Source organism: Microbacterium sp. AG157 (assembly GCF_003385695.1).
Lineage (GTDB): Bacteria > Actinomycetota > Actinomycetes > Actinomycetales > Microbacteriaceae > Microbacterium > Microbacterium testaceum.
In genome coordinates this window covers 22,963-45,328 of record NZ_QRDK01000005.1, presented here as the reverse complement: position 1 = coordinate 45,328, position 22,366 = coordinate 22,963, and the positions used below count along the sequence as shown (strand labels likewise).

General features: G+C 69.2%; 20 protein-coding genes. 7 read left to right on the top strand and 13 right to left on the bottom strand.

Features of this window, described 5'->3' with window-relative positions; translation table 11 throughout:
* Positions 1-75 precede the first annotated feature (75 nt).
* The 4 genes from glgA to DEU35_RS16045 all read left to right on the top strand — a co-directional run bounded on the left by glgA (position 76) and on the right by DEU35_RS16045 (position 3,040).
* On the top strand, positions 76-1,266 hold the full coding sequence (glgA, locus tag DEU35_RS16060) for a glycogen synthase (protein WP_116240114.1): 1,191 nt from the start codon (positions 76-78) through the stop codon (positions 1,264-1,266).
* 132 nt (positions 1,267-1,398) lie between these two features.
* Positions 1,399-2,181: an ABC transporter ATP-binding protein gene (locus DEU35_RS16055; RefSeq protein ID WP_103209770.1), complete on the top strand. Its 783-nt coding sequence runs from the start codon at positions 1,399-1,401 to the stop codon at positions 2,179-2,181.
* Positions 2,182-2,310: 129 nt separating this feature from the next.
* Positions 2,311-2,562: a type B 50S ribosomal protein L31 gene (locus DEU35_RS16050; RefSeq protein WP_116240113.1), complete on the top strand. Its 252-nt coding sequence runs from the start codon at positions 2,311-2,313 to the stop codon at positions 2,560-2,562.
* Positions 2,563-2,746: 184 nt separating this feature from the next.
* A complete protein-coding gene (locus tag DEU35_RS16045) occupies positions 2,747-3,040 on the top strand; it encodes a hypothetical protein (RefSeq protein WP_116240112.1) in 294 nt (97 codons plus the stop codon).
* Positions 3,041-3,175: 135 nt separating this feature from the next.
* Here the strand turns inward: DEU35_RS16045 and DEU35_RS16040 are convergent, their stop codons facing one another.
* The 4 genes from DEU35_RS16040 to DEU35_RS16025 are packed head-to-tail and all read right to left on the bottom strand — an operon-like array spanning position 3,176 to position 7,089.
* The gene (locus tag DEU35_RS16040) at positions 3,176-3,952 is read right to left on the bottom strand and encodes a hypothetical protein (protein ID WP_116240111.1); all 777 of its coding nucleotides are present in this window, start codon (positions 3,950-3,952) and stop codon (positions 3,176-3,178) included.
* Positions 3,949-4,455, bottom strand: a complete 507-nt coding sequence (locus tag DEU35_RS16910) for a hypothetical protein (RefSeq protein WP_147301895.1) — start codon at positions 4,453-4,455, stop codon at positions 3,949-3,951. Before DEU35_RS16910 ends, DEU35_RS16040 begins: the two co-directional genes overlap by 4 nt.
* A 9-nt stretch (positions 4,456-4,464) precedes the next feature.
* Entirely contained in the window at positions 4,465-4,854 is a 390-nt protein-coding gene (locus tag DEU35_RS16030; protein ID WP_116240109.1) for a hypothetical protein, read from the bottom strand.
* 57 nt (positions 4,855-4,911) lie between these two features.
* Entirely contained in the window at positions 4,912-7,089 is a 2,178-nt protein-coding gene (locus DEU35_RS16025; RefSeq protein WP_116240108.1) for a hypothetical protein, read from the bottom strand.
* A gap of 384 nt (positions 7,090-7,473) precedes the next feature.
* Here DEU35_RS16025 and DEU35_RS16905 point away from each other — a divergent pair, with 384 nt between their 5' ends.
* The gene (locus DEU35_RS16905) at positions 7,474-8,127 is read left to right on the top strand and encodes a hypothetical protein (RefSeq protein ID WP_147301894.1); all 654 of its coding nucleotides are present in this window, start codon (positions 7,474-7,476) and stop codon (positions 8,125-8,127) included.
* A 185-nt stretch (positions 8,128-8,312) separates the two neighbouring features.
* On the opposite strand, the gene DEU35_RS16015 is transcribed toward DEU35_RS16905, so the two are convergent.
* The 8 genes from DEU35_RS16015 to DEU35_RS15980 form a co-directional block, all read right to left on the bottom strand.
* A complete protein-coding gene (locus DEU35_RS16015) occupies positions 8,313-9,284 on the bottom strand; it encodes a P22 phage major capsid protein family protein (protein ID WP_116240106.1) in 972 nt (323 codons plus the stop codon).
* Positions 9,285-9,562: 278 nt separating this feature from the next.
* A complete protein-coding gene (locus tag DEU35_RS16010; RefSeq protein ID WP_116240105.1) occupies positions 9,563-9,976 on the bottom strand; it encodes a hypothetical protein in 414 nt (137 codons plus the stop codon).
* A 149-nt stretch (positions 9,977-10,125) separates the two neighbouring features.
* On the bottom strand, positions 10,126-10,386 hold the full coding sequence (locus DEU35_RS16005) for a hypothetical protein (protein WP_116240104.1): 261 nt from the start codon (positions 10,384-10,386) through the stop codon (positions 10,126-10,128).
* A gap of 267 nt (positions 10,387-10,653) precedes the next feature.
* Positions 10,654-12,165: a recombinase family protein gene (locus tag DEU35_RS16000; protein ID WP_147301893.1), complete on the bottom strand. Its 1,512-nt coding sequence runs from the start codon at positions 12,163-12,165 to the stop codon at positions 10,654-10,656.
* Between the two features lie 385 nt (positions 12,166-12,550).
* Entirely contained in the window at positions 12,551-13,375 is an 825-nt protein-coding gene (locus DEU35_RS15995) for a carbon-nitrogen hydrolase family protein (RefSeq protein WP_116240102.1), read from the bottom strand.
* Positions 13,376-13,669: 294 nt separating this feature from the next.
* Positions 13,670-15,310 carry an HNH endonuclease signature motif containing protein gene (locus DEU35_RS15990; protein ID WP_116240101.1) on the bottom strand — a complete coding sequence of 547 codons (1,641 nt, stop codon included), beginning with the start codon at positions 15,308-15,310 and terminating at the stop codon, positions 13,670-13,672.
* Positions 15,311-16,166: 856 nt separating this feature from the next.
* Positions 16,167-18,545: a M1 family aminopeptidase gene (locus tag DEU35_RS15985; RefSeq protein ID WP_181904675.1), complete on the bottom strand. Its 2,379-nt coding sequence runs from the start codon at positions 18,543-18,545 to the stop codon at positions 16,167-16,169.
* Between the two features lie 219 nt (positions 18,546-18,764).
* Positions 18,765-19,493 (bottom strand): 3'-5' exonuclease, encoded by a 729-nt coding sequence (locus tag DEU35_RS15980; protein ID WP_116240099.1) that lies wholly within the window; start codon positions 19,491-19,493, stop codon positions 18,765-18,767.
* Between the two features lie 327 nt (positions 19,494-19,820).
* Here DEU35_RS15980 and DEU35_RS15975 point away from each other — a divergent pair, with 327 nt between their 5' ends.
* On the top strand, positions 19,821-20,693 hold the full coding sequence (locus DEU35_RS15975; RefSeq protein ID WP_116240098.1) for an alpha/beta fold hydrolase: 873 nt from the start codon (positions 19,821-19,823) through the stop codon (positions 20,691-20,693).
* A gap of 27 nt (positions 20,694-20,720) precedes the next feature.
* On the opposite strand, the gene DEU35_RS15970 is transcribed toward DEU35_RS15975, so the two are convergent.
* Entirely contained in the window at positions 20,721-21,281 is a 561-nt protein-coding gene (locus tag DEU35_RS15970; protein WP_103209755.1) for a CGNR zinc finger domain-containing protein, read from the bottom strand.
* Positions 21,282-21,352: 71 nt separating this feature from the next.
* Between DEU35_RS15970 and DEU35_RS15965 the strand changes: the two genes are divergently transcribed.
* Positions 21,353-22,345 (top strand): DMT family transporter, encoded by a 993-nt coding sequence (locus DEU35_RS15965; RefSeq protein WP_116240097.1) that lies wholly within the window; start codon positions 21,353-21,355, stop codon positions 22,343-22,345.
* Positions 22,346-22,366: the final 21 nt, after the last annotated feature.

The following is a 22,366-nucleotide window of genomic DNA, read 5'->3' as shown; positions in this document are numbered from 1 at the left end:
GCACCACCCTAGGGCTCGGGGGAGCGGGCGGGAACACGTTCACGGCGCGTCTCGCCGTGTACTACGGTTCGTCTCATGCGCGTCGACATCGTGACCAAGGAGTACCCGCCGGAGATCTACGGCGGCGCCGGGGTCCACGCCACCGAACTTGTGAAAGCGCTGCGTGCCGAGGGCACCGAGGTGCAGGTCCGCGCGTTCGGCGCGTCGCGCGACGAGGCCGACACCACCTCGTACGGCGTCCCGACGGAGCTCGCGTCGGCGAACGGCGCCATCCAGACCCTCGGCACCGATCTCGCGATCGTCTCGGACATCGCCGGTGCCGACGTCGTGCACTCGCACACCTGGTACGCGAACTTCGCCGGTCACCTGGCATCCCTTCTCCACGGCATCCCGCACGTCGTCACCGCGCACAGCCTCGAGCCGCTCCGGCCGTGGAAGGCCGAGCAGCTCGGCGGCGGGTACGCGGTGTCGAGCTACATCGAGAAGACCGCGTACGAGGGGGCGGCGGCCGTCGTCGCCGTGAGTTCGGGTATGCGCGACGACATCCTGCGCAGCTATCCGTCGCTCGACCCCGACAAGGTGCGGGTCATCTACAACGGCATCGACACCGAGTCGTGGCATCCGGTGTCGGACGACGATTTCCTGCGGTCTCAGGGGATCGACCCTTCGCGGCCGTCCGTCGTCTTCGTGGGGCGCATCACCCGGCAGAAGGGCCTTCCCTACCTGCTGCGCGCGGCGGAGCAGCTGCCGCCCGAGGTGCAGCTGATCCTCTGCGCGGGCGCGCCCGACACCCCGCAGATCATGGCCGAGGTGCAGGAGCTCGTCCGGGGTCTGCAGGCCACCCGCGACGGAGTGGTGTGGATCGAGAGGCTGCTGCCGCGGCACGAATTGTGCGCGATTCTCACGGCTGCGACGACGTTCGTCTGCCCCTCGGTGTACGAGCCGCTGGGGATCGTCAACCTCGAGGCCATGGCGTGCGGCGCCGCGGTCGTCGGAACGGCGACGGGCGGGATTCCCGAGGTCGTCGTGGACGGTGTCACCGGACGACTCGTGCCGATCGACCAGGTGCAGGACGGCACCGGGACGCCCGTGGATCCCGAGCGCTTCGTCGCCGACCTCGCCCGCGTGCTGACGGAGGTGTCGATGGATGCCGAGAAGGCCCGGGCCTACGGACAGGCCGGGCGTCAGCGCGCGGTCGAGGACTTCAGTTGGGCGGCGATCGCCGAGACGACCGCGGCGCTTTACGCGGAGGTCGCGGGGAAGTAGAGCGGGTGTCTCCCGGCGCCTGTCGCGACGGTGTACGCGGAGTTCGCCGGGAGGGAGGAGAAGTCCCCCACCCGCCCTCCACAGGGCCGCGTGGCATCCGGTTCCGTCCGTCTCGGACAGTAGGCTAGATTCATGCCCCAGGTTCTCGAGTTCTCCGACGTCGTCGTCCGCCGGAACGCGCGGGACATCGTGTCCCACCTCGACTGGACGGTGTCGGATGACCAGCGCTGGGTCGTCCTCGGCCCGAACGGCGCGGGGAAGACGACTGTTCTGCAGCTCGCCGACACGCTGCTGCATCCGACGTCCGGTTCGGTGACGATCCTCGGCGAACGTCTCGGTCGTACCGACGTGTTCGAGCTGCGTCCCCGCATCGGTTTCGCATCTTCGGCGATGGCGCGTCGCGTACCCCCGGAGGAGAGCGTGCTCGACGTCGTGCTGACGGCGGCCTTCTCCGTCGTCGGGCGCTGGCGCGAGGCGTACGACGACATCGACGAGCGTCGCGCGCTGCGGGTGCTGGCCGAGTGGAAGCTCGACCACCTCGCCGACCGCACGTTCGGGACACTGAGCGACGGCGAGCAGAAGCGCGTGCAGATCGCCCGCGCTGTCATGACCGACCCCGAGCTTCTGCTGCTCGACGAGCCCACCGCGAGCCTCGACCTCGGTGCGCGCGAAGAGCTGCTGGCGTTGCTTTCGGGATACGCGCAAGCACCCACCACGCCGGCGATGGTGATGGTGACCCACCACGTCGAGGAGATTCCCGTCGGATTCACGCACGTGTTGCTTCTGCGTGACGGCGAGGCGGTGGCATCCGGGCCCCTCGATGAGGCTCTCACGGAGGAGAACCTGTCGAAGACGTTCGGTCTCGACATCACGCTCACGCACGAAGCGGGGCGCTGGGCTGCTCGCGCGTCCTGACCGGTCGCTGTCCGAGACCGTGACGGCGGCTCGGGTCGGGGCCTGGTAGACTCTTCCGTTGGTGCCATCGGCGCCGAAGACTTTGACGTCCTGGCAGAATCCAGGACACCACTTCTCAAAGGACCTCCCATGAAGACTGACATCCACCCCACGTACAAGGCCGTCGTGTTCCGCGACCTCGGTTCGGGCGACACGTTCCTCACCCGTTCGACCGTGTCCAGCGACAAGACGATCGAGCTGGATGGCGTGGAGTACCCCGTCATCGACGTGGAAATCTCGTCGGCTTCGCACCCGTTCTACACGGGCAAGCAGCGCATCATGGACTCGGCCGGTCGCGTCGAGAAGTTCAACCAGCGCTTCAAGAACTTTGGTGCGAAATAAGGCGTTAGTCAAACGGGGCGCCCCTTCGTCTTCGGACGAGGGGGCGTTTTCGCGTATCTGGGTTGCGCTCAATCCCTCGCGCAAGGCCACTCGCGCGTATCTGTTTGCGCGACTGATCAGGCATTTTCTGTGTGGTACGTTGACTGCCAACGGGGCCGCTCCGGCGCCGACGGAAGGAAACGACATGGAATCGATCAACGAACTCGCCGCCCTGATCCGCCAAGACGAGGACGCCGTCCGCCGCGTCGGTCTGCGGTGGGCGTGCGCGCTGCACGCGACGGGCTCGCGGTGTGAGTCGGCCGAGGCGGCGGACCTCGCCGACACGACGCTCCGCGCGCTTCTCGTGGACGGGGCACGGGCGCTCGTCAGCCTCGTCCTGGCGGGACCGGCGCACGGCGGCATCGGTGACCGCGACCTTAAGTCGCTTGTCGACGCGGCGCGCGAGGCAGTCGGGGTGCGGGCGCTACAGGCAGCGTGAGGCGGGCCCGGACTAGGACTAGTAGCCCGGGACCGCCCAACCCCATTATCGGGTCTCAGTGAGGCGCACAACGACGAAAGACCCCTTTCCGTGTAGTTGACGGAGAGGGGTCTTTTCGTTGGGCGGATGCAGCCGTCAGAGCTCAGGAGCTGCCGCGTCGCTCGAACTCGGTTCCCCGAGGAATTCCAGGAACCGACGGCCTTTGTCGTTGGTCACACCGTGCAGTGCTGGCCATAACCGCCTGAGTTGGTCCCGTAGCTCGTTGCTTGTTAGAGCGGTGCGCTCGAGGTCACCTACGACCTGCATAAGCACGGGGTAGTAAGTCTTGAACGGGACGCCGAAGACGGTCGTGAGCGGGTTCTCATCGCCTGAGGTGAGGTGCGGCTTGGGCTTTGGGAAGCCGATGACGTCCTCCGCGCGCACCCCAGACGGGAGGTGGCCGTTCTTCTCGAGCCACTCTCCGGGGTCGTTGAGATAGTGCAGCAGCCAGACGTGAAGGTCATCGAAGTCCTCGACTAGACGGGCGAACTCCGTTCGCTCTCGCTTCACGAAGGCTGACCACTCCCCGGAGTTGGCGACGGCCGCGGCCAGACGTTCCCGCTTGGAATGGGATGCCGTCTCGGCTGCGATGCGCGACGCGCGAGTGACGCCCGCAAGAAACTCGTCGGAGTTGAGAACGTCGTCCAGAGTGACCCGATGTGCGGCGGAAGCGAGTAGAGCGTCGAGACGCCGCGCTACACGTTCGTTGAATTCGTGTTGTCGCGCTCCCTGGCGAAGTTGCATGCCATGTGCGAGCGTCTCGGCGAGAAGACCGCCGACGCCGGGGATGAGAGATAGGCCCGCCTTAGCCACCGTGACGAGTGTGTCCTCGGCCGGCTCGTGCGGCGGGACGGCGGCGACAAGGTCACTCAAGACGTGAGCCCGCCGAGGAAGGTGATGCAGCGTTCCACAATCGGGAGGAGCGGCTTACCTGCGACTCGGTCGCGGAATACCTCGCGACGTGGTCTCCGTTCCTCGCTGATGCGTTGCGGCTCCTCTTCGGCGCGGACGATACAGAGGTTGTGGCCGGTGTAGAGGTGAGCCGACGTGGTGAGGTCCGGTGAGGGGACAAGGGGGTAGTGCCGGAGTTCGACGAGCTGTTCTGGGTGATGCTCCGCGATGTCGCGCCAGAGTATTAGCCCCTCGAGAAGTTCCCCCTCTGAGCTGATGCCGCCGAAGTGCTTCACAACGGTTCCTGTCGTTTCACTCATCGCCCGGCATTCGAACACGCGCCACCTATACAGATCGCCGAGGACACCGGCCAAGGAGCGCCGAATCTCGTCAGGGTCGCCCGACGCTGCCGCGCCTTGAAGTCGTTCGAAGGACGCCTCTGCGTCGGTGCGGCAGCGTGATCGAACTTCGGCCGGAGTCAGCATGCGCCGAGCCTAGGCGGAAGGCAGGTAGAGCGACCACACGGACGCCGTGAAGCCACACACGAGGCCTGAGAGCGCGAGCCAGGCGTTCGACCTTGCCCCTGTGAGCACCGCCCGAACGGCACGGGCGGTCGCGAGCATGGGGGCCGAAACCATGTTCGTGTAGGTGGGTGGCTCATAGCCGATGGCCGCGTAGGCAGCGTCGTATTTGCGGGCCGCGGCCTCGTCGCGGCTGCCGGATGCCTCCTCGAGGAAGGTTTCGTAGATGCGTCGATACTCCGCTGCCTGGAAGTCCGCGAGCGTGATCGCGCGGGCGGCGGACCGGTATGTCAGGATCGCGGCGAGCGTGGGCAGCATGAACGCGAGGGCGGTCAGTATCAGGACGAAGACACGGGGCTCCATGGCCCGAGCGTAACGACGAAAAGCCCCCGCTCCGGTAAGGGAACGGGGGCTTTCTTGTTACGCGGCACCCGTGCGCCGCCGTGCGATGGCCGCCGCGGTGGCGCGTCCGTCGCGGACGTTGCTGATGCGGAAGGTGTTTCCCTCTGCCTCGGCGGCAGCCTGGCGACGGCGCTGCCATTCGCCGATGAGGCCGCCGTCGGGAATGTCGGCGGGGTTCAAGGGCTCAGGGGCGGGGTAGCGGGCTTCGCTGATCTGCTCGGCGAGCTGGTCGCCGAGGCCGGTGCCGATGCCGATGAAGAGTCGCGACGGCGAATGGATGCCGAGGAAGTTCTTGAACGCGTCCACGGCACCCGAGGCGACGTTGAGGAGGGCGTCGACGACGGTGCCCGCGGCGTTCATGAGTCCTTGCACGAGTCCCCGCACGAGGTCGATACCCGCTTGGAGGAGGGTTCGTCCGAGGCCGCCGAGGACGGTGACGATCGCGCCGCCGATCTGGCTGAGGGCCCCGACGACCTCGGGGAGCATGCCCGGGACGGTCTCGGCGAGCGTTTGAAACAGGCTGACGGCCGCTCGGACGAGGACGGGGACCATGCTGACGAGCGCCGTGATGAGCGGGGGCAGGAGTTCCAGGACGGCTCGGATGATCTGGGGGAGGGCGTCGACGAGCCCGAGGACGATGCCGAGGAAAAGCTCGATTGCGGCCCCGACGAGCAAGGGGACCATTTCGATAACGGCGCTCACGAGCATCGGCAGGAGGTCGAGGGTCGCCGCGATGATGGCGGCGTGCGCCGTTGCGAAGGCGGTGAGAAGGCCTGTGAATAGCGCGAGGGCCGCCTCAGCGAGGAGGGGCAGCATGCCGACGAGCGCGCCGGTAAGCGCCGGTAGCAGGTCGACGAGCGCTGTCACGAGGAGCGGGAGCGCCGTCGTGACGGCCGTCACGAGCCCTTGAAAGAGTGTTACGGCGGCGTTGAGTAGACCCGGCACCGCGACCCCCAGAGCGCCTGTCAGGGCCGGGAGGAGGGCGGGTACGGCCTTGGTCAGGTAGGGCAGGAGTTGGACGATGCCGTCGATGAGGGAGCCGAAGACAAGGGCCGCCGCGTCAACGAGCGCGGGGGCTATCGAGAGGACCGTGGAGGGGACCGCGGGCAGGGCGTCGAAGAGGGCGGCGTGGACCTGGGCCGCCGCGCCCGCGGCTCCCGCGATGAGGCCCGTGAAGACCTCGGCGATGCCGTCGGGGCTACCCGCCGCGATGGCCGACCACAGGTCGAGGACGAGGTCGCGGACGTTGAAGAGGAAGTCGACAACGCCGGAGTCCTCAGTGGTCCCGAGAGCGGCGAAGAGACCGCCGTCGAAGTTCCCGTTGAAGAGAACGTCGATCACGCCGGTCGCAACTTCGGTGACGCGCGTGAGGAACACGGCCGCCGTCCCGAGCGCGGGCATGACTCCGGTGAAGAGGGTCTCTCCGAACGTCCCCCAGGCGTGTCCGAGAAAGTCGATCTTCCCGGCGTAGGTCTGCGCGTAGGCTGCGCCCGACCCGCCGAATTGCGAATTGAGTTCAGCGAGGATGATCTTCTGGGCTTCCATCGTCTGCCCGGACTCGACGAGGGACTTGATGAGGGTCTTCTGGTCGTCGGAGAACGTGATACCGACGCGCGACAGGGCAGCGATACCGGCGACGGGGTCGTTGAGCGCCTTACCGAGCTGCATGGCGCCGCTCGATGCGTCGGTGCCCATGGCTCGAGCCATGTCGACCATGGCCGTCGTCGTCTGATCGAAGATGTCGTTGCCCGCACCGGCCTCGTTGCGGATGTTCTTGAAGGTGAGGAGGAGGTTGGCTCCCTCCTGGATGCTCTCGGCCTCCGTGCCAGTCAGGCCCTCGAGCTTGCCCGCGAGGGCCTCGGCACCCTCGGCCGTGACGTTCGCGGCGTTGCCGGTCGACTTGATGACCGACGCCGTCTGAGTGTTGATCTGCTCGATTCGGCCGAGGGCCTCGACCTGGGCCTTGCCCCAGGAGACGACGCCTATGACGCCGCCGATGGCCGCCGAGGCGACGGCGAGAGGAGCGAGGGCGCGAGAGGCTCCGGCGAAGATTGCGGTGCCGTGGGCGGTTCCTCCGCGTTTGCCGTGCTCGCCGAGGTCGTCGATGCCGGTCAGGTTCGCGAGGTTGCCCGCCGAGGCTGCCGAGTTGGCCGAGACGATGATGCCGATAGTGGCGAAGCCGACTGTGTCAGCCATAGGCACCTCCGAGGGGCTGGGCGCACGATAAAAGCCCCGTCTCATGGGGTGAAACGGGGCTTAGCGCGGAGTTTTGGGGCCGTTTTACGGCGTGTCGTGGGGCTCGCTTAGGCTCTCTGAGGCCCGGGCTCGGGGCGCCGGGGGTGCGGAATCACGCGGAATTCCGGGCTGGGTAGAAACCGGGGAACGGGGGCGCTCTGCGGAAAAACCGGAAGCTATGCGTATCGACCGTCGAACGCTATGCCTCCCCGGGCTCGGAGCGATGGGGGTAGGGGGAGCCCCTCCCCACCCCTCTCGGGTCAGGGGGCGACGAGGCCGGGGTGCGTCTCGCTCTCGCGCGTCTGTCGGGGCCGGGGTCGACTTGCTCACCGATATGCTCGCGGCATGTCGCATAACCCAGCCCGGCTGCTCATCAACTTCTTTGGCGCGAGCTTGAGTGACAAGGACGGTCACTCATTCACTGCATTGTGGACCGCCTTGAACGATATTGAGGAGCATTTTCCTATCTGGCGTGCGCAGGGACACCCGGTCGACACGTTCGCTGATCTGCTTCCTGTATGGAAGCGCGGCGTCCTTGCTCACGTGGACGGAAACACGGGAGAGATCAATTCGGCGGCCAATCGATTTACTCCTCAGCCCGGTGACATAGGAGTGCTGACCTGGGTGGCATCGCTACTGGACCAATCAGTTCCAGGGAGCACCGCTACTCAGCGTGACGGCATCCGCGAGATGGTCGCTGAGGTTCGTGGCGGTCTCCGTGACGATGACTCTCTCCCGGAGATGTTGCGCTTGCATATTGCGCGCCTTCTGCTGCACGTGGAGGAGGTGCTCGACAACTTCGAAATCATGGGCGATGCCGCGCTGGAAGAGGCTGTCGAGCGGCTCATCGGCGTGTTGCGTCAGGCGGAGAGTGCCTCCAGCAAGCCGGACCTGTGGTCCGCGTTTTGGGACAAATGGGGCATTCCTGTCTCGGTGGGTATCACGAGCGGAGCTCCGCAAACGGCGTTGGCTATAACGCAGCTTCTCGGCGGGTCGTAAGGCCCGCCCCCTCGGAGGTCAAGGGGACGGGCCGTGCATGCCGCGTCAGGGACCTAGGCTGACCGCCCGCTCACCCCACGCGACTCCCCGTCGCTGGGTGCTCTCGCCGCGCCGTACCTACCCGGTGAGGCCGCGAGCACTCCGCCGCCCCTTAGGACGCCGGGGCCATGGCGGAGCAAGTTGCATTACACGTTCGTGATGTTGGCCTTGACCGTTGCGCCGCCCGGGATGGGGGACAGGGTCACCGACCCGGCGACGAAATCGGCCGCGCCCTGGACTGCAACGTCCTCGGTCCGGGTTGCCCGGTAGGCGGGCAGGATGCCGGCGCCGACGAAGGTGGACAGTACCGACCGCTGCGCGGTGTAGGCGGCGTCGTAGTCCTGGATGGAGCGGAGCTCAAAGGTCTCGTGTCGCACCTTGGCGCCGTATACGCCGGCCGGAACTTCGGGGGCACGGTTGGCGAGGTACAGCGAGCCGGTCTTCGTCATGAAGACCACTTCGGTAGCGCCGACGGCGGTGGACTCGATCACCTCGAAGCCGCGGATGCGTCCGACGGCGCCCTTGGTCAGGGCCTGGGCATCGCCGCCAAGCTTTTCGGCGTCGAGGGCGCCCGAGTCGAGGAGGGTGTCGTAGACAGTCGAGCCGACGAGGGCGATGAGGCGCTCCTGTGTGACGTCGATGCCCTTGGCGCGGAGCGCTGCACGCCCCTTCGTGAAGAGAGACACGGGGTTAGCTGCGGCGTACTTGATCGAGTTGTCGGTGACGATCGTTCCGACGACGGTGGCGAGGGCCGCCTCGACCTTCGCCGCGACGGCCTGGGCCTGGGGGTTGAGAACCTGCTTGCTCAGGTCGACGATGTTGAGGCTGAGGTCCGCCTCGGTCAGCACTACGGACGAGTAGGCATGGGTCGACAGTCGGATCGGCTCGCGGAGTTCGGAGAGACGGTCGCTGATGATGCGGTTGGTGATGTCGTCGAGCGCGCGGCCGTGGGCGGAGAGTGCGCCGGGGACGGTCAGGTAGACCGTGTCGCCGCGCCCCGAGGTGAAGTCGGACGAGTCGAAGCGCTGCGCGACCTCGGCGAGGTGGAAATTGCGGGCCGCGAGACGGATAGCGACACCGCCGACGGCGACAGCGTCAGTCTGAAAGAGATTGGCCATGAAGGCTCCTTGAGGGGTGGGCGCAGATGAAAGCGCCGAGGCTGAAAGAAGGAAGGAAGCCGCACCTGGCGGTGATGTGACGGACGGACCTGCCGCTACGTCGAAAGAGGGAGAAGCCCCGTGGGCGGGCGCGCACCTGGCGCGCTCAAGCCCGAGGGCGAATGGAACGGCCCCCGTGCCTACGCGCGGTAGACCGGGGGCCGTTCGTGGAGAGCTGCGCGCCGACGAGCGGTGCGCGATCCCTCACTTATAGGAGAGGCTGCCCGTAGCCGGAATGGCTACGCGGCGAGGGCGGCGAGGATGGCGTCGGCGCGCTCGTTGCCCGCCTCTCGAGCGGGCCCGAGGTCGACGTCCGCGGGGTCGAAGACGCCAAGGCGGCGCGCGGCCGAGAGCGCGTGTCGGATGCTTTCGCGCACGCACTCCTCGCGGATGCGGGTGGCCTCTCGGGAGGCGTAGGACGCCTGATGCTTCTGCGCCGGGTCGGAGTCCCAGATGGTGCGTCCGTCGCGCCCGGACGAAACCCGGGCGTAGCCGAGCGCCCCGAGGCTGGGGCTGACGCCGCCGTCGTCATCGTGCGCGGCGAAGAGGGACTCCGCGTCCTCGATGCCCTTGCGGCGGTCCTCGTGGGCGCTGGCGCGCTCGGCGGCGCTGGCGGCCAGTCCATCGCGGATGCGCTCAGGGATGGGCGGCACGTCGCCCGGGGAGGGGTCGTCTGATCCGCGCCGCGAGCGGGCGGCCTCAGCGCGGACAGTCCGACGACACTCGGGGGAGCACGTCGTCGAGGGTCGGCCCCGCCCGAGGTAGGGGACGGGACCGCCGCACCCGGCGCAAGCCGGGGCCGTCACCGGGTCAGCTCGTCGATCACGTCGAGAAGCACGGCGAAGCGACGAGCGGCGTCGGCGCGCGCGTGCGGTGCGAGGTCGGCGAACTTGTTGGCGTCGTCGAACGCCAGGCCGGCGAGGGCCAGGGTGGGCGCCGAGTAGCCGAGGGTCAGAACGAGGCCGAGCGCCTCGTCCGCTTCGTCGAGCGCCAGGGCGAGCGCGTCGCGGTCGTCGGCGTTGCGGACGCGGGTGGCGATGGTGGACAGGCGGGAAGTCGTCATGAGCGGTCCTTAGATGGGAGGTCACCCCGCGGGAAACGGGGATGCAGAGGAGACCGCCTGACGGGTGGGCGCTGCCCAGGGTTCCGGGAGGATGACGAAATGACGATTTGAACGTCACTTCCCCTTCCTTTACATAGTGAGTTGGTTCCTAGAGCAAGTAATAGAGAATGACGTTCAAATCGTCATTTCGTCATCCCGGCCTGCCCCGGCGCACCGTCCCGGCGCCTGTCCCGCTGCCGGGACGGGCCTGTCCCGCTGGCCCGCGGTTCACTCAGGCGGCTGGCGCTCGGGCTGCCAGTAGATGACAACCCGTTTCGACGCGCTCACCGGGTGGACGACGACGTGGTCTATCAGGTGTAGGAGCATCCGCCGCCGCGTCTCGCGCTCCGGTGACTCATTCCATGCCTCGGCCCAGGTGCGCCCCGTCGCTTCAACCCGCTCGGCGGGTATCGCGAGTTGGCCGCGGAGCGACTTACGCCGGGCGCGCAGTGTTGCCATTGCAGAGGTCAGCGCTTCGAGTTCTTCCTCGTCGTCGGCCGCCGCCAGGCGCCCCGCTAGCTCCTTGAGGCGCGCCTCAAGGGCGGACAGTTCGCCAGCGGGTGCCCCACCCGACAAGTAGGAGACGACGCGGGTCTCGGGAAGCTCGCCGCGAGCCGCGAGGTAGCGGGATACGACCTCCGCCTCGAGCTTTCGGGCGCTTATCGTGACCTTCGCGGCGCAGGAGACGCCCGCGGCCTGAGCGGAGCAACCGTAGTTGATGTACCCATCGGGGTTGCGCTCGCTCACGGAGGTCCGCCGCGGGTAGAGCGGGCGGTCGCACCCGGAGCAGAATGCCATGCGAGATAGGAGACCTGAGGCGCGGCGGTAGAGCTGCCCTTGCTTGTCGGGAGTGAATCGATCGCGGATCGCTAGGACGGTTTCTAGGGTGAGAATGGGCTCGAACGGCGCCAATGGCTCGCCGCTCTCGTCGAGCAACGGCGCGCCATTGTTCGAGATTCGGCCCAATAGATGGTCTGACGTCCACGTCTTTCCGAGACGTCCGGCCTTCCATCGGCCCCGGTCCAGGCCGTCCACGGGCAATCCCGCTAGGGCTGCCCGTCGGGCTTCGGAATGTGCCGTCGCCACGCCTCGCTTGGTTAGTTCGTCGGCGAGCTTGACGGTTGACTCGCCAGCGATGAGGCGCTCGGCCAACTCGCGGACGACGTCGGCCTCCTCGGGGATGACGTGGAGGCCACGGCCGACGGGAAGGGTCGGGTGCGGGCCTGTGCGGTAGCCGAAGGGCGGGACGCCGTGCCCCGCGTTTCGGCCCTGGCGGCGCATGCGGTCACGCGCCGCGGTCTGACGGCTCGAGACGAGGTCGCGCTCGCGCTTCGCCATGTCGGCCGCGAAAGCTGCGCGGAGCTGCCAGTCGGGCTGTGTGGACTCGATCCCCTCGCGGGCGGCGATGAAGGTGGCCGGGTGCGGGGTCTTGGCGCGGGCGTCGACAACCTCGATGAGGGCGGCGAGGGTCTTGATGCCCATGCGGCTCCACCGGTCGTAGGCGTATACGGCGAGGATATCGGCGTCCCCGCGGGCCCACAGGTCGTAGGCCGCCTGGGCGTTCTCGCGCTCCTTGCCGCCCGACTTGCCGTTGTCGGTGAAGGTGGCGACGACGTCCCAGCCCGCTCGCTCGGCGATGACCGAGAGGTCGTCGGTCTGGCCGGTGATCGAGGTGGAGCGCGCGGACTCCTTGGAGAGGCGGACGTAGAGCACGGCGCGGAGGGGCTTGGGATCGGTCATGGAGAGGAGACCGCCCCGGGCGGGGAGGCTGCCTGAGTCATTCACGCCGGTAGTGGTCACGCAACAACTTCGGCGGTCGTTGATCCGCAGCGGTTTTCGCCGCGAAAGCCCCTCGTCCTTCGGGATGGGGGCTTTCGCGTGTTCCCGTGAGGACGTCGAAGGAACTCCGCTGGTCTCGGCAGCGCGCGGCGGTGTCTTCGGGCGGTGCAGCGCCGCCGGTCGGTGGCCCGGGCGGAGCGCGCATGACGTGCGGCCGATGCCGTCAGTCGCTGGGGAGCGCGCGGCGGTTCGGACGCGATTGCATGTGCGGCAGGGCCCGTTCGCGGTGCGGGCGGTCGGGACGCTGGTCGTTCCCACGTCGCGTCCCGTGACCGGTGCGGGCGGGTCAGGCGCCGGTCGCTCGCGCGGTGCGTCCCGTGAGGTCGCCGGACCGCTCGAAGTCGCCCAGATCTTCTCGGCGGTCCGTCCACATCCGCTGATCTCGGCGGACGTCCTCCACGAGGGCGGGATCGATATCGGCGATGGCCAGCCCCTCGCGCTCGTCGACCGACGCGACGCGGCGCCCCAGGGGGTCGAAGACGGCCGAGCCGCCGATGAAGTCGCTCGGGGCGCCGATCAGGCCGCTGTAGACGACGTAGATGCCGTTGTCGAGAGCGCGCGCGGCGAGGTGGAGGTCTCGACGTCGCTCGCCGCCGGGGAAGTAGGCGCCGCTGTTGAGGTAGACGGTAGCTCCCGCCTCCGACGCAGCGGCGGCGTGCTCGGGGAAGTTCGCGTCGTAACAGACCGACAGTGCGAACTCGACATCGCGGATGCGGAACGAGTATCCCCGCGCGCCGGAGACGAAGATGGTGCGCTCGGGGGCGTGGAGGTGCTGCTTCGCGTACGCGGGGAGGGGCGGCGCGCCCGGAGCCAGCAGGACGTCGGTCAGCGTTCGACGGTGGCCATCGTCGAGCGCCGTGTTCACCACGGCGATGACGCCGGTCTCGTCGACGGCTTCCTGCAGGGGAGCGAGCCAGGTGAGGTCATCGAGGTTCGGCAGCGTGCCGCCGAAGGTGGCCTCGTCGTAGCCGGTCAGGAAGGCCTCGGGGAAGAGGACGAGTTCTGCTCCGGCTTCGGCGCTCTCGGCGACGAGCTGCGCGGCACGCGCGATGTTGAGCTCGACGGCGCCGGGGGTTGCTTCGGCCTGGACGGTGGCGATGCGGACGGTCACGGGAACAGTCTGGCAGGGCTGGGGCTCTGGCTGGGGCTGGGGTAGGGCTGCGACAGGGCTGGGGGGCTGGGGCTGGGGCAGGGGCAGGGCTGCGGCAGGGCTGCGGCAGGGCTGGGGGATCGAAACAATATCCGGACCATTGCGCGACGGGCGTCATGGTCGGGGCAGCAAAGTGGCGCTGCGGCCGATGCCGGGCCCGGTGCCGCGGCACACGCCCCGGGGCGCGTCACGGGTGTCACGCATCGTGACGGCGCGGCATCCCGTTTCGTCACGAACGTCATTGCGGCTCGGTCACTAGAACGGCGGCGGATCCGTGCCGTACCTCCCACCCAGGGGTGAAATCCAGGCGGTGCCACCGTCTGCTCCACGATCGATGTCCCACCGGCTCTCATGACGCAGGCGATGGTGGTGTCGGCATTTCGGGTCGAGGTTGTCGTCGTCCGTCGTACCGCCGTCGGCCCACGCGATGAGGTGGTCGATGTCGCAGTCCCGCGCCGCGCGGCCGCAGCCGGGGAAGACACAGCTGGGCGAGGTGACGCCGAGCCATCGCCGGAGGGCGACGGGTACACGGTACGTCTTGCGGTCGAGCATGAGCGGGGTGCCGGTGACGGGGTGGGTGAGAAGCCGGATCCACGAGGTCGCCGTGCCGGCCAGGCGCCGGGCCGTGTCGAGGTCGATCGGTCCGTACCCTTCGAGCGTGGCGGGCTCGGTGTCGCGGCCGAGAAGCGTCAGTGCGGGGATCGTGACGACGACGGTTGCCGGGGGCGCCGAGCGGAAAGTGCGCGGGGCGGCTGCCGGGGGAGGGACGGGGACTGCAGCGTCGGCGCGTGAAGGAGGGAAAACGGTGGCGCTGGGGGCCGAGGGCGAAGATGCCGTCGGTTCGGGTGGGTCGTCACTCATAATCACCAGGTCGGCGAAGGCATCGGCACGCAGCTGCGCGAGCGTCCGCTCTTCGTCGGTCGCAGCGCGCAAATGCCGGGCTGCCTGATCGAGACGCGACATCACGGCGCGAGCGCGGTCGGCGGGCAGCAGGGCGTGCAGCGACGCCATGCCGTCGAGCTCGGCTCGCATCCACACGCCGCGGTCGTGTGCGGCCCGGCGGTGGCGCGCCTCGATCGACTCGGCGTGGACACGCTCGCGAATGGCGCGGGCGGTGACGGCGAACTTCGCCGGGGGGAGAGCCAATGCCTGCGGGCACGCTTCGTCGTCGAAGCGGTGGAAGGCGTCGGCATCGCCGGCGGGAAGAGTCGAGGCCAGACGGGCTGCGTCGACGGCGTGCTTCTCGGACAGGCGTCCCTCGGCGAAGGCCTTCCAGAGCTGCGGGCACCCGTCGGACAGCGTCCGCGCGTGGGCGGCCCTCGTGCGCACGGTCTGTTCGGAGAGGTGCAGGCGCACCGCGATCTCGGCGACGGCGGCACGTTCGGCGAGATCGATGCGGTCGCGTCGGACGGCGCCGGGCGTGCGGCCTCGGGCGTCCTGCCAGGCGCGATCGAGAGTGGGGTCAGGCCCGACCCACGGCGTCGGATCGAAGGCGGCGTCGTCGAGGATCGCCAGAATCAGGCGGTATTCGTCGGCGGTCGCCCGCTGCCGATCGGTGACGACGCATTCGAGATGTCCCAGGCGGGCGTCGAGGTCGGCGACCGATGCAGCTTCGCCGCCGAGCAGGTCGGTGATGTCGTCCCACTCCCAGGCTCCGTCGCCAACGACGGGATCCAGCCGGTTCGGCACGTGCGGCGGCACGCCCTGCGCAGAAGAAAAGGGCACGGAGCTCGTGGGCGGGAGGTCATCGTCGACCCACCATTCGACGTCGCGGCTCTCGCGGAAAGCTGCCCATTCGGCTTCCAGCTCGAGCTCTTCGTCGCTCGGCCAGGGCGCCCCGTCGCACTCCCGGAACACCGGCGTCGACCGGTCTTCGGAGTGTGCGGTGCGGGTCATGGCAGAACGTTATCGCCGACCACCGACATTGACTTCCGCGGGGAAGGCACACGGTGAATCGCCCCCCTTCGACGAGTTGAGCGAGCGAGTCCGGCGACGTCGACGAGCGATTCGTGGGCAGGGGAAATGTCCTGGGATGCCGGTGTGCCAGGGCGGATGCCGTGCGATGGCGCAACGAGGGCCCGAGCTCATTTCGAGGGAGGAGAGGGATCTGCCGATGGAAATTTGCTGGCGGGGATGCCGGAGCCTGCGGGAGGGGTCAGGTGAGGGGATGGTCCCGATACTGCGCGCCCCGCGCAGAACGCGCGTCCCGCATTGGTCGGCGTCCAGACGCGCGACCCGGCTCCGCGGACCCCAACGCGAGTGCGCAGGGCCCTGGCGCCGAAAAGTGATCGCCCTCGGTTCTCGGGCGGAAACTCTTATCGTGGCCGCGTTCGCAGGTCGCGTGGTGGCGGCTCCAAATCACCACCTGGCACCGCGCCCGCTGACACGGACGTTGACGAGCTGCCGGCCGCTCGGAGAGATGACGCCCTGCGCAGGTGGCTAGGGCAGACGACGCTCCGCACCCGGTAACACGCAGGGTGATGCGGGCACCCGACGTCCCCCGCTCCCGGCGACTCGCAGGGCGGTTTAATCAGATGTGCCCCTCCCGGCGGCGCGCAGGGCGGGGTGGTCAGGTGTGCTCCTCCCGGCGGCGCGCAGAGCGAGATGGTTAGATAACTCTTCCGCTCCCGGCGATGCTCCGGGTGGTCTGGCCAAACGACGCCCCCATCTCGGCCCATCCGGCGGGCTGTCCAGCCGAGAAGACGCCCCCACCCCCGGCAACCCGGGAGCAGGGGCGTCCTCGCCGAAGCGGTCAGACCGAATCCTCACCTCGCGCAACTCGCCGACGGCGCACCGCGACCACCGACAGCACCGCGCCGCCGATCAGCGCGGCCGCGGCCCACACCGCCGCCGTGATCGGCGCTTCCGAGCCGGTCGCCCCGAGCTGTCCGGGGGCGCGCGGCGCGGCCGGAGCCGATGCCGACGGCGAAGCCGAGGGTGACGCCGCCGCCGCCGCGGCCACCGGTCCGAAGGGGGCGCTCGTCCGCGTCTGGTCGAGGTAGCCGGCGCGACCGCCCGTGACGGTGACCGTCACCGTACGCCCCTCGGCGGTGGGCGGGATCGTGAAGGTCGAGGTCGTGGCATCCGGGATCGAGGCCCCGTCGACGGCCCAGGAGTACGTGAACGAGGTGTCGTCGGTCCAACCGGCGGTGGTCGCCGTGAGCGTCGAGCCCACAGCGGTGTCGCCGGTGATGACCGGTGCCTGCGCATCGACCGGGTACTCCCGCACCGCGAGAGTGCTCGCGCACGATGCGCACGTTCCGCCGAGGCTCGGTGCGGCCTCGGTGGTCAGGGCGCCGCCCGAGGCCTCGTCGAAGACCGTCGCCGCGAACGTCGTCGCGGCGGTCTGGCCGGGATCCGTCGCGGGGATTGTCCAGACCAGGTCGTCGCCGGTCAGGGCGACACCGTCGGGCAGGGTGGCCGAGTCGATCGAGGCCCGATTCAGGATGCCGCCGACATCGAGCGTCGCGGTCGCGGAGGCGAAGGGAACCAGCCCGGTGTTCTCGGCCGTGAGCGTGTAGCTCGCGGTGGCGGCGCGCTCGAGCGATGCGGTCGCGGACGACGTCAGCGAGAGCGTGAACTGATCGGGCCACGCGGGCTTGTCGGCATCCAGGATCCAGTCCTGATAGAACGCTCGCAGGTCGCGGCCGGAGAGTTCTTCGGCGAGCGCGAGAAGGTCGGCCCCCGTCTTGCTCGTGCCGGCGTTGCGTGTCTGCCACTGCCGCACGACGTCGAAGAACGCGTCGTCGCCGATCGCCACGCGCAGAGCCGCCCAGAACTGCGCCGAACGGTCATAGGTCTGGTAGCCGTACAGGGAGGCGGAGTCGGTCTGGGCGCCCGGGGCGATGCTCCAGGCGCCGTCGCCCGCCGGTGTGCCGCTCCACGCGTCGAACTGCTGCTCGCGTGAGGGGGTGCCTGTTCCGAACCCGTCGCTGCCGGCGTAGAAGCTCTCGGACCAGGTGGCCATGCCCTCGGCGACCCAGATGTCGGTCCAGGTCGTCGGGGAGACGTTGTTCCCGTACCACTGGTGGGCGAGTTCGTGCACGAGGGTGCTGAAGCCGATCCGCGTGGGGAAGAACGAGCGGTCCTGCGTCTCGAGCGCGTAGTTGATCCCGCGCGGGACGCGGTCGACGACGACACCCGCGCTGCGCCCCGGGTACGGACCGTAGATCGACTCGAGGTTGCGGATGATCGGGCCGAGTTGATCCACGGCGCTGGTCACGGTCGCCTTGTTCGCGGTCGTGGAGGTCGAGTCGACGAACGACCACGCCAGGATCGTGCTGCCGTCGCTGAGCGTCACGGTCGATTCGATGACGTCGTAGCGGCCGATCGAGATGATGAGCAGTTCGGATGCCATCTGCTCGGTCTGCTGCCACGCCCACGTCGTGCGGGTGCCGTCGGCCGACGGCGTCGTCGAGAGCAGCTCGCCGTTGCTGACCGCGGCGGCCGGAGCGGACCCCTGACCCGCCGTGTCGCTCAGGGTCGTGGGGACATCGAGGGAGATCGAGTAGGTCGCCTTGTCGCCCGGGGTGTTGTTGTGCGGGAATCCGGTCATGTTGCCGACCGGTTGACCGAGCATGGTCGCCCCGTCGGTCGTGGCGTTCCAGCCCTCGTACGATCCGTCGGCGTCGACGTGGGCCTGCGGGACCCCGTGGTACGCGACCGTCACGCGGAACTCGCCGCTGACCGGGGAGGCGGGGGTGACGATGAGCTTGTGGCGGATCGCGCCGGCATCGCTGTCGCGCTGCCAGGCGGCGGGGGTGCCGTCGACGGTGACGGAGTCGACCACGAGTCCCTCGAAGTCGAGCGAGAAGCTGCGCAGTGGCTCGGCGGCACGGGCGGTCATGGTCGAGGTCGCGACCACGGAGCCCGCCACGACGGATCCGGTCTGTACCGCGTCGGGAGTCCATGCGAGGTCGATGTCGTAGTCGAGGGCGTCGTAGCCGCCGTTGCCGACGTTGGGGAACATCGCGTCTCCCGCGGTGCGTGCTCCGTCGACGGGGTCGGCCGCGACCGCCGGTGCGACGGCTGACGAGATCAGTCCGGCCACGAGCGCCGCGGCGCCGAGGGCCAGGAGGGGGCGACGGAGAACGGGATGCTTCGAGGGCGTGGCTGCGGAAGCGTGGCGCATGGGTTGTGTCGTCCCTTCAGAAGGTGCGGCAGCGTCGCGCATAAGGTCGCCACCGAGAGCGTTGGCGCCACGCTAGGGGTGGCACGTTTCCGTGGCGTGTCGATCAAGGACGACGTTCGTCACAGGAGATGCATAGCGGAAGCAGAGCAGGGGCGCCCGGGCATCGACCGCTTCGGCGCGGCGGGGATCGAGGACGGGCGGTCGAGAAGCGGGACCGGGTCAGCGGATCGGCCAGGCCCCGTCGATCGCGGGAGCCGTGGCATCCAGCCGCCCGATCTTGACGAAGTACTCCGTGAGGCTCGCGGCCTGCGCGCGCGCCCACCCGATCTGGCGGGTGTGGAGCTCGTCGAGGGTCGAGGGCAGCCAGGGACCGAACTTCTCGGCGAGGGCGAGGCGGCCCGCCGCCACGGCGTCGGCGCAGGCTTCGTGGGCGGACTCGAGGGGGACGCGGTAGTGCTCGGCGACGACGGAGAGCGTGCGCTTTCCGCGGCGGTACCGGTCGAAGGTCTTGTCGACCACGAGCGGGTCGATGACGGGGGAGGGGTCGGCGATCGGGGCGACGCCGTGTCGTACGGCTTCGTTCTTCAGCATCGAGAAGTCGAAGGGCGCGTTGTAGGCGACGATCGGGATGCCGGCGGCGAAGAGCGCGCCGAGGGCTTCGACGACCTCGGCCACGACGCGCGGGGCCGGAGCGCCCTCGGCGCGGGCTCGCTCGGTGGAGATGCCGTGAATCGCCGCCGCCCCCGCCGGGATCTCGACGCCCGGGTCGGCGAGCCAGTCGCGGGCGTCGACGACGCGGCCGTTGGCGTCGAGCACACCCACGTGCGCGGTGACGATCCGATCGTTCTCGACATCGACGCCGGTCGTCTCGAGGTCGAACACGCCGACGAGGCGCGCCCACTCGGGCGTCTGAAAGAGGGGAAGCGGCTCGGCTTGCCACGTGGTCATGCGCTCACGGTAGAGCGGAGCTCCGACATCGCCGTCGAGGCGCGCAGAGCGGGAAGGATCACGAAGAGCGTTCCTGCCGACGGGTGCAGGAGGGAAGACGCGCCTGCCGGAGCACGGGCGCGAGAAAGGGCGAGCGCGGGTCGGCGCGGAGAAGCGGGCCAGGACGCGCGGCGACGGGAGGGGATCCGGCGAGCGCAGGATGCGTGGGGCGAGAGGTCTCCTCCCGTCGAGCAATCTCCTCCCGCACAACGCGAGGGCCTGCGCGCCCCCGCTCCCGGTGGATCGGTGCCGACGAGTCCTGCCCGACCCCCCTCGTAGACTCGACGCATGCCGAACCCCTACGCCGAACGACTCGCCCAGATCCCCGTCGTGCGGCGCGAGGCCGGTGTTCTCGGGGGGACGACGGCGTACTGGGTCTACGGCGACGACGACGCCGAGACGACGATCGTCGCGGTGCACGGCTTCCGCGGTGAGCACCACGGGCTCGATCCGGTGGTCGCGCATCTTCCCGGCATCCGCGTCATCTCTCCCGACCTCCCGGGATTCGGCGAGACCGCGCCGTTGGTCGGCCGCCCCCATGATCTCGACACCTACGCCGCGTGGCTGCGCGCGTTCGTCGGAGAGGTCGCTCCGGATGCCATCGTGCTCGGCCACTCGTTCGGTTCGATCGTGTCGTCCGCGGCGGTGGCGGGCGGGCTGTCGACGCCGAAACTCGTCCTCGTGAATCCGATCGGAGCGCCCGCGCTCGAGGGGCCGCGCGGGATCCTCACCCGCCTCGCCGTGTTCTATTACCTGGCGGGGGCCAAGCTTCCGCGCGTGCTCGGCGACGCACTGCTGCGCAACGGCCTCATCGTGCGCGTCATGAGCAACGCCATGGCCAAGACCCGCGACCCCGACCTGCGCCGTTTCGTGCACGAGCAGCACGACGAGTACTTCTCACGCTTCGCCGACCGCGACGTGCTGCACGAGGCCTTCGTCACGAGCGTCTCGCACGACGTGCGCGAGTTCGCCCCGCGCATCGCGCAGCCCACCCTGCTCATCGCGGCCGAGAAGGACGACATCACGCCCATCGAGGCCGAGCGCCACCTGGCGACCCTGTTCCCGGACGCGCGGCTCGTCGAGATCCCCGAGGTCGGGCACCTGATCCACTACGAGACGCCGGAGGCCGCGGCATCCGCGATCCGGGAGTTCGTGCAGTAGGCCTGCTCGATCAGGATCAAGACGGCCTCATGCCGGAGCGTCCGCCCTGCGTTTGCGGTACGCGTTGACGTTCATGCGGTTGCCGCAGTTGCCGGCGTCGCAGTAGCGCTTCGAACCGTTCTTCGAGAAGTCGACGTAGACGCCGTTGCAATCGTCGGCGTCGCACACGCGCACGCGGTCGTACTCGTCGGCGCGGATGACGTCGACGAACGCGAGGGCCGTCTCGACGAGGATGCGGGTCGCGAGAGGATCCGCGGGGTCGCTCGCGTGGATGTGCCAGTCGAGGCCGTCGTGACGCACGAGCTGGGGGAGCGCCCGCCCGTCGGCGAGCATCGCGTTGACCAGGGGGACGGCCCCGTCGCGATCCGCACTCCACAGCGCGAGCAGTCGGGGCCGGATGCCGCGCACGGCGGTCAGCTCGCGAGCGTCGCGCGTGCGCGAGCCGGTGTAGCCGTGGGTCTCGGTGAAGGCCTCGAGAGCGGAAGCGTCGACGAGGGTGTCGACCCCGCTGACCTCCGTGTGGGGCAGGGTGTTGACGAGCTCGACGGCGGCGCGCAGCACGAGTTCTGTGTCACGAATGAAGACCACGTTGACTCCTGACAGGTCGAGGCCGTACTGTCACGAGTGTAAACCCCCTTCACTCGTGACAGCAGGCCCGCATGACCACGTCTTCCGTGACCCTCCCGCCTCCCACCCACCGCGGTTCCACCGCCGTCACCGGGCTCGCGATCGCCGTCGCCTCGGCCCTGGCGTTCTCGTCGAGCGGTCCCTTCGTCAAACCCCTGCTCGACGGCGGGTGGTCGCTCGGCGCGGTGCTGCTCGTGCGGATGGGCCTCGCGGCGCTCCTGCTCTCACCCGCGCTCGTGCGCGCGATTCGCCGCCAGCGCGGGTTCGTGCGCCGGCACGGCTTGCTGATCGTGTCGTTCGGACTCACCGCCGTCGCCGGCTGCCAGCTCTTCTACTTCGCGGCGATGCAGCGGATGCCCGTGGCCGTCGCCCTGCTCATCCAGTACATCGCGCCGGTGCTCATCGTCATCGCCGTGTGGGTGCGCACCCGCCGCTCGCCGTCGAAGGCCGTGCTGATCGGCTCCGTCGTCGCCATGGCGGGTCTGGTGCTCGTCGTCGACATCAGCGGAGCGCGCTTCGACCTGCTCGGCACGATCTTCGCGCTCTGCGCCGCGGTGTGCGCCGCGGCGTACTTCGTCATCGCCGGGCGCGCGGGCGACGACCTCCCACCCCTCGCCCTGGCCGCCGGCGGCCTGCTCACCGGAACGCTGCTCATGGGGGCGCTGGTGCTCACCGGCGCGCTGCCTTTCGCCGCCCCCTCGATCACCGTGTCGCTCGCGGGGCTCGAGCTCCCCGGCATCCTGCCCCTGCTCTGGGTGGGAGCCGTGGCGACCACCGTCGGCTACGCGCTCGGAGTCATCGCCGTACCGCTGATCGGTTCGCGGCTCGCGTCGTTCGTGGGCCTCAGCGAGGTGCTGTTCGCGCTCGGGTTCGCGTGGCTGCTGCTGGGCGAGACGCCCGCGCCGATCCAGTTCGTCGGGGGCGCGCTGATCCTCGTGGGTGTGGTTCTCGTGCGGATGGATGCCGGCAGCCCGACCGAGCAGAAGGCGGAGACGGCGAGTATCCCGGTGGTGCCGGCGCCGTAGGTCGGGGCCCCGCGGGAGGGT

Bases quoted from the DNA above. Each gene is read 5' to 3' on its own strand.
- DEU35_RS16045 (WP_116240112.1), top strand. From the start codon at position 2,747: ATGGAATCGATCAACGAACTCGCCGCCCTGATCCGCCAAGACGAGGAC.
- DEU35_RS15980 (WP_116240099.1), bottom strand. From the start codon at position 19,493: ATGACCACGTGGCAAGCCGAGCCGCTTCCCCTCTTTCAGACGCCCGAG.
- DEU35_RS16000 (WP_147301893.1), bottom strand. From the start codon at position 12,165: ATGACCGATCCCAAGCCCCTCCGCGCCGTGCTCTACGTCCGCCTCTCC.
- DEU35_RS16050 (WP_116240113.1), top strand. From the start codon at position 2,311: ATGAAGACTGACATCCACCCCACGTACAAGGCCGTCGTGTTCCGCGAC.
- DEU35_RS16025 (WP_116240108.1), bottom strand. From the start codon at position 7,089: ATGGCTGACACAGTCGGCTTCGCCACTATCGGCATCATCGTCTCGGCC.
- DEU35_RS16910 (WP_147301895.1), bottom strand. From the start codon at position 4,455: ATGCTGACTCCGGCCGAAGTTCGATCACGCTGCCGCACCGACGCAGAG.
- DEU35_RS16005 (WP_116240104.1), bottom strand. From the start codon at position 10,386: ATGACGACTTCCCGCCTGTCCACCATCGCCACCCGCGTCCGCAACGCC.
- DEU35_RS15985 (WP_181904675.1), bottom strand. From the start codon at position 18,545: ATGCGCCACGCTTCCGCAGCCACGCCCTCGAAGCATCCCGTTCTCCGT.
- DEU35_RS16015 (WP_116240106.1), bottom strand. From the start codon at position 9,284: ATGGCCAATCTCTTTCAGACTGACGCTGTCGCCGTCGGCGGTGTCGCT.
- DEU35_RS16055 (WP_103209770.1), top strand. From the start codon at position 1,399: ATGCCCCAGGTTCTCGAGTTCTCCGACGTCGTCGTCCGCCGGAACGCG.
- DEU35_RS15965 (WP_116240097.1), top strand. From the start codon at position 21,353: ATGACCACGTCTTCCGTGACCCTCCCGCCTCCCACCCACCGCGGTTCC.
- DEU35_RS15990 (WP_116240101.1), bottom strand. From the start codon at position 15,310: ATGACCCGCACCGCACACTCCGAAGACCGGTCGACGCCGGTGTTCCGG.
- glgA (WP_116240114.1), top strand. From the start codon at position 76: ATGCGCGTCGACATCGTGACCAAGGAGTACCCGCCGGAGATCTACGGC.
- DEU35_RS16030 (WP_116240109.1), bottom strand. From the start codon at position 4,854: ATGGAGCCCCGTGTCTTCGTCCTGATACTGACCGCCCTCGCGTTCATG.
- DEU35_RS15975 (WP_116240098.1), top strand. From the start codon at position 19,821: ATGCCGAACCCCTACGCCGAACGACTCGCCCAGATCCCCGTCGTGCGG.
- DEU35_RS16905 (WP_147301894.1), top strand. From the start codon at position 7,474: ATGTCGCATAACCCAGCCCGGCTGCTCATCAACTTCTTTGGCGCGAGC.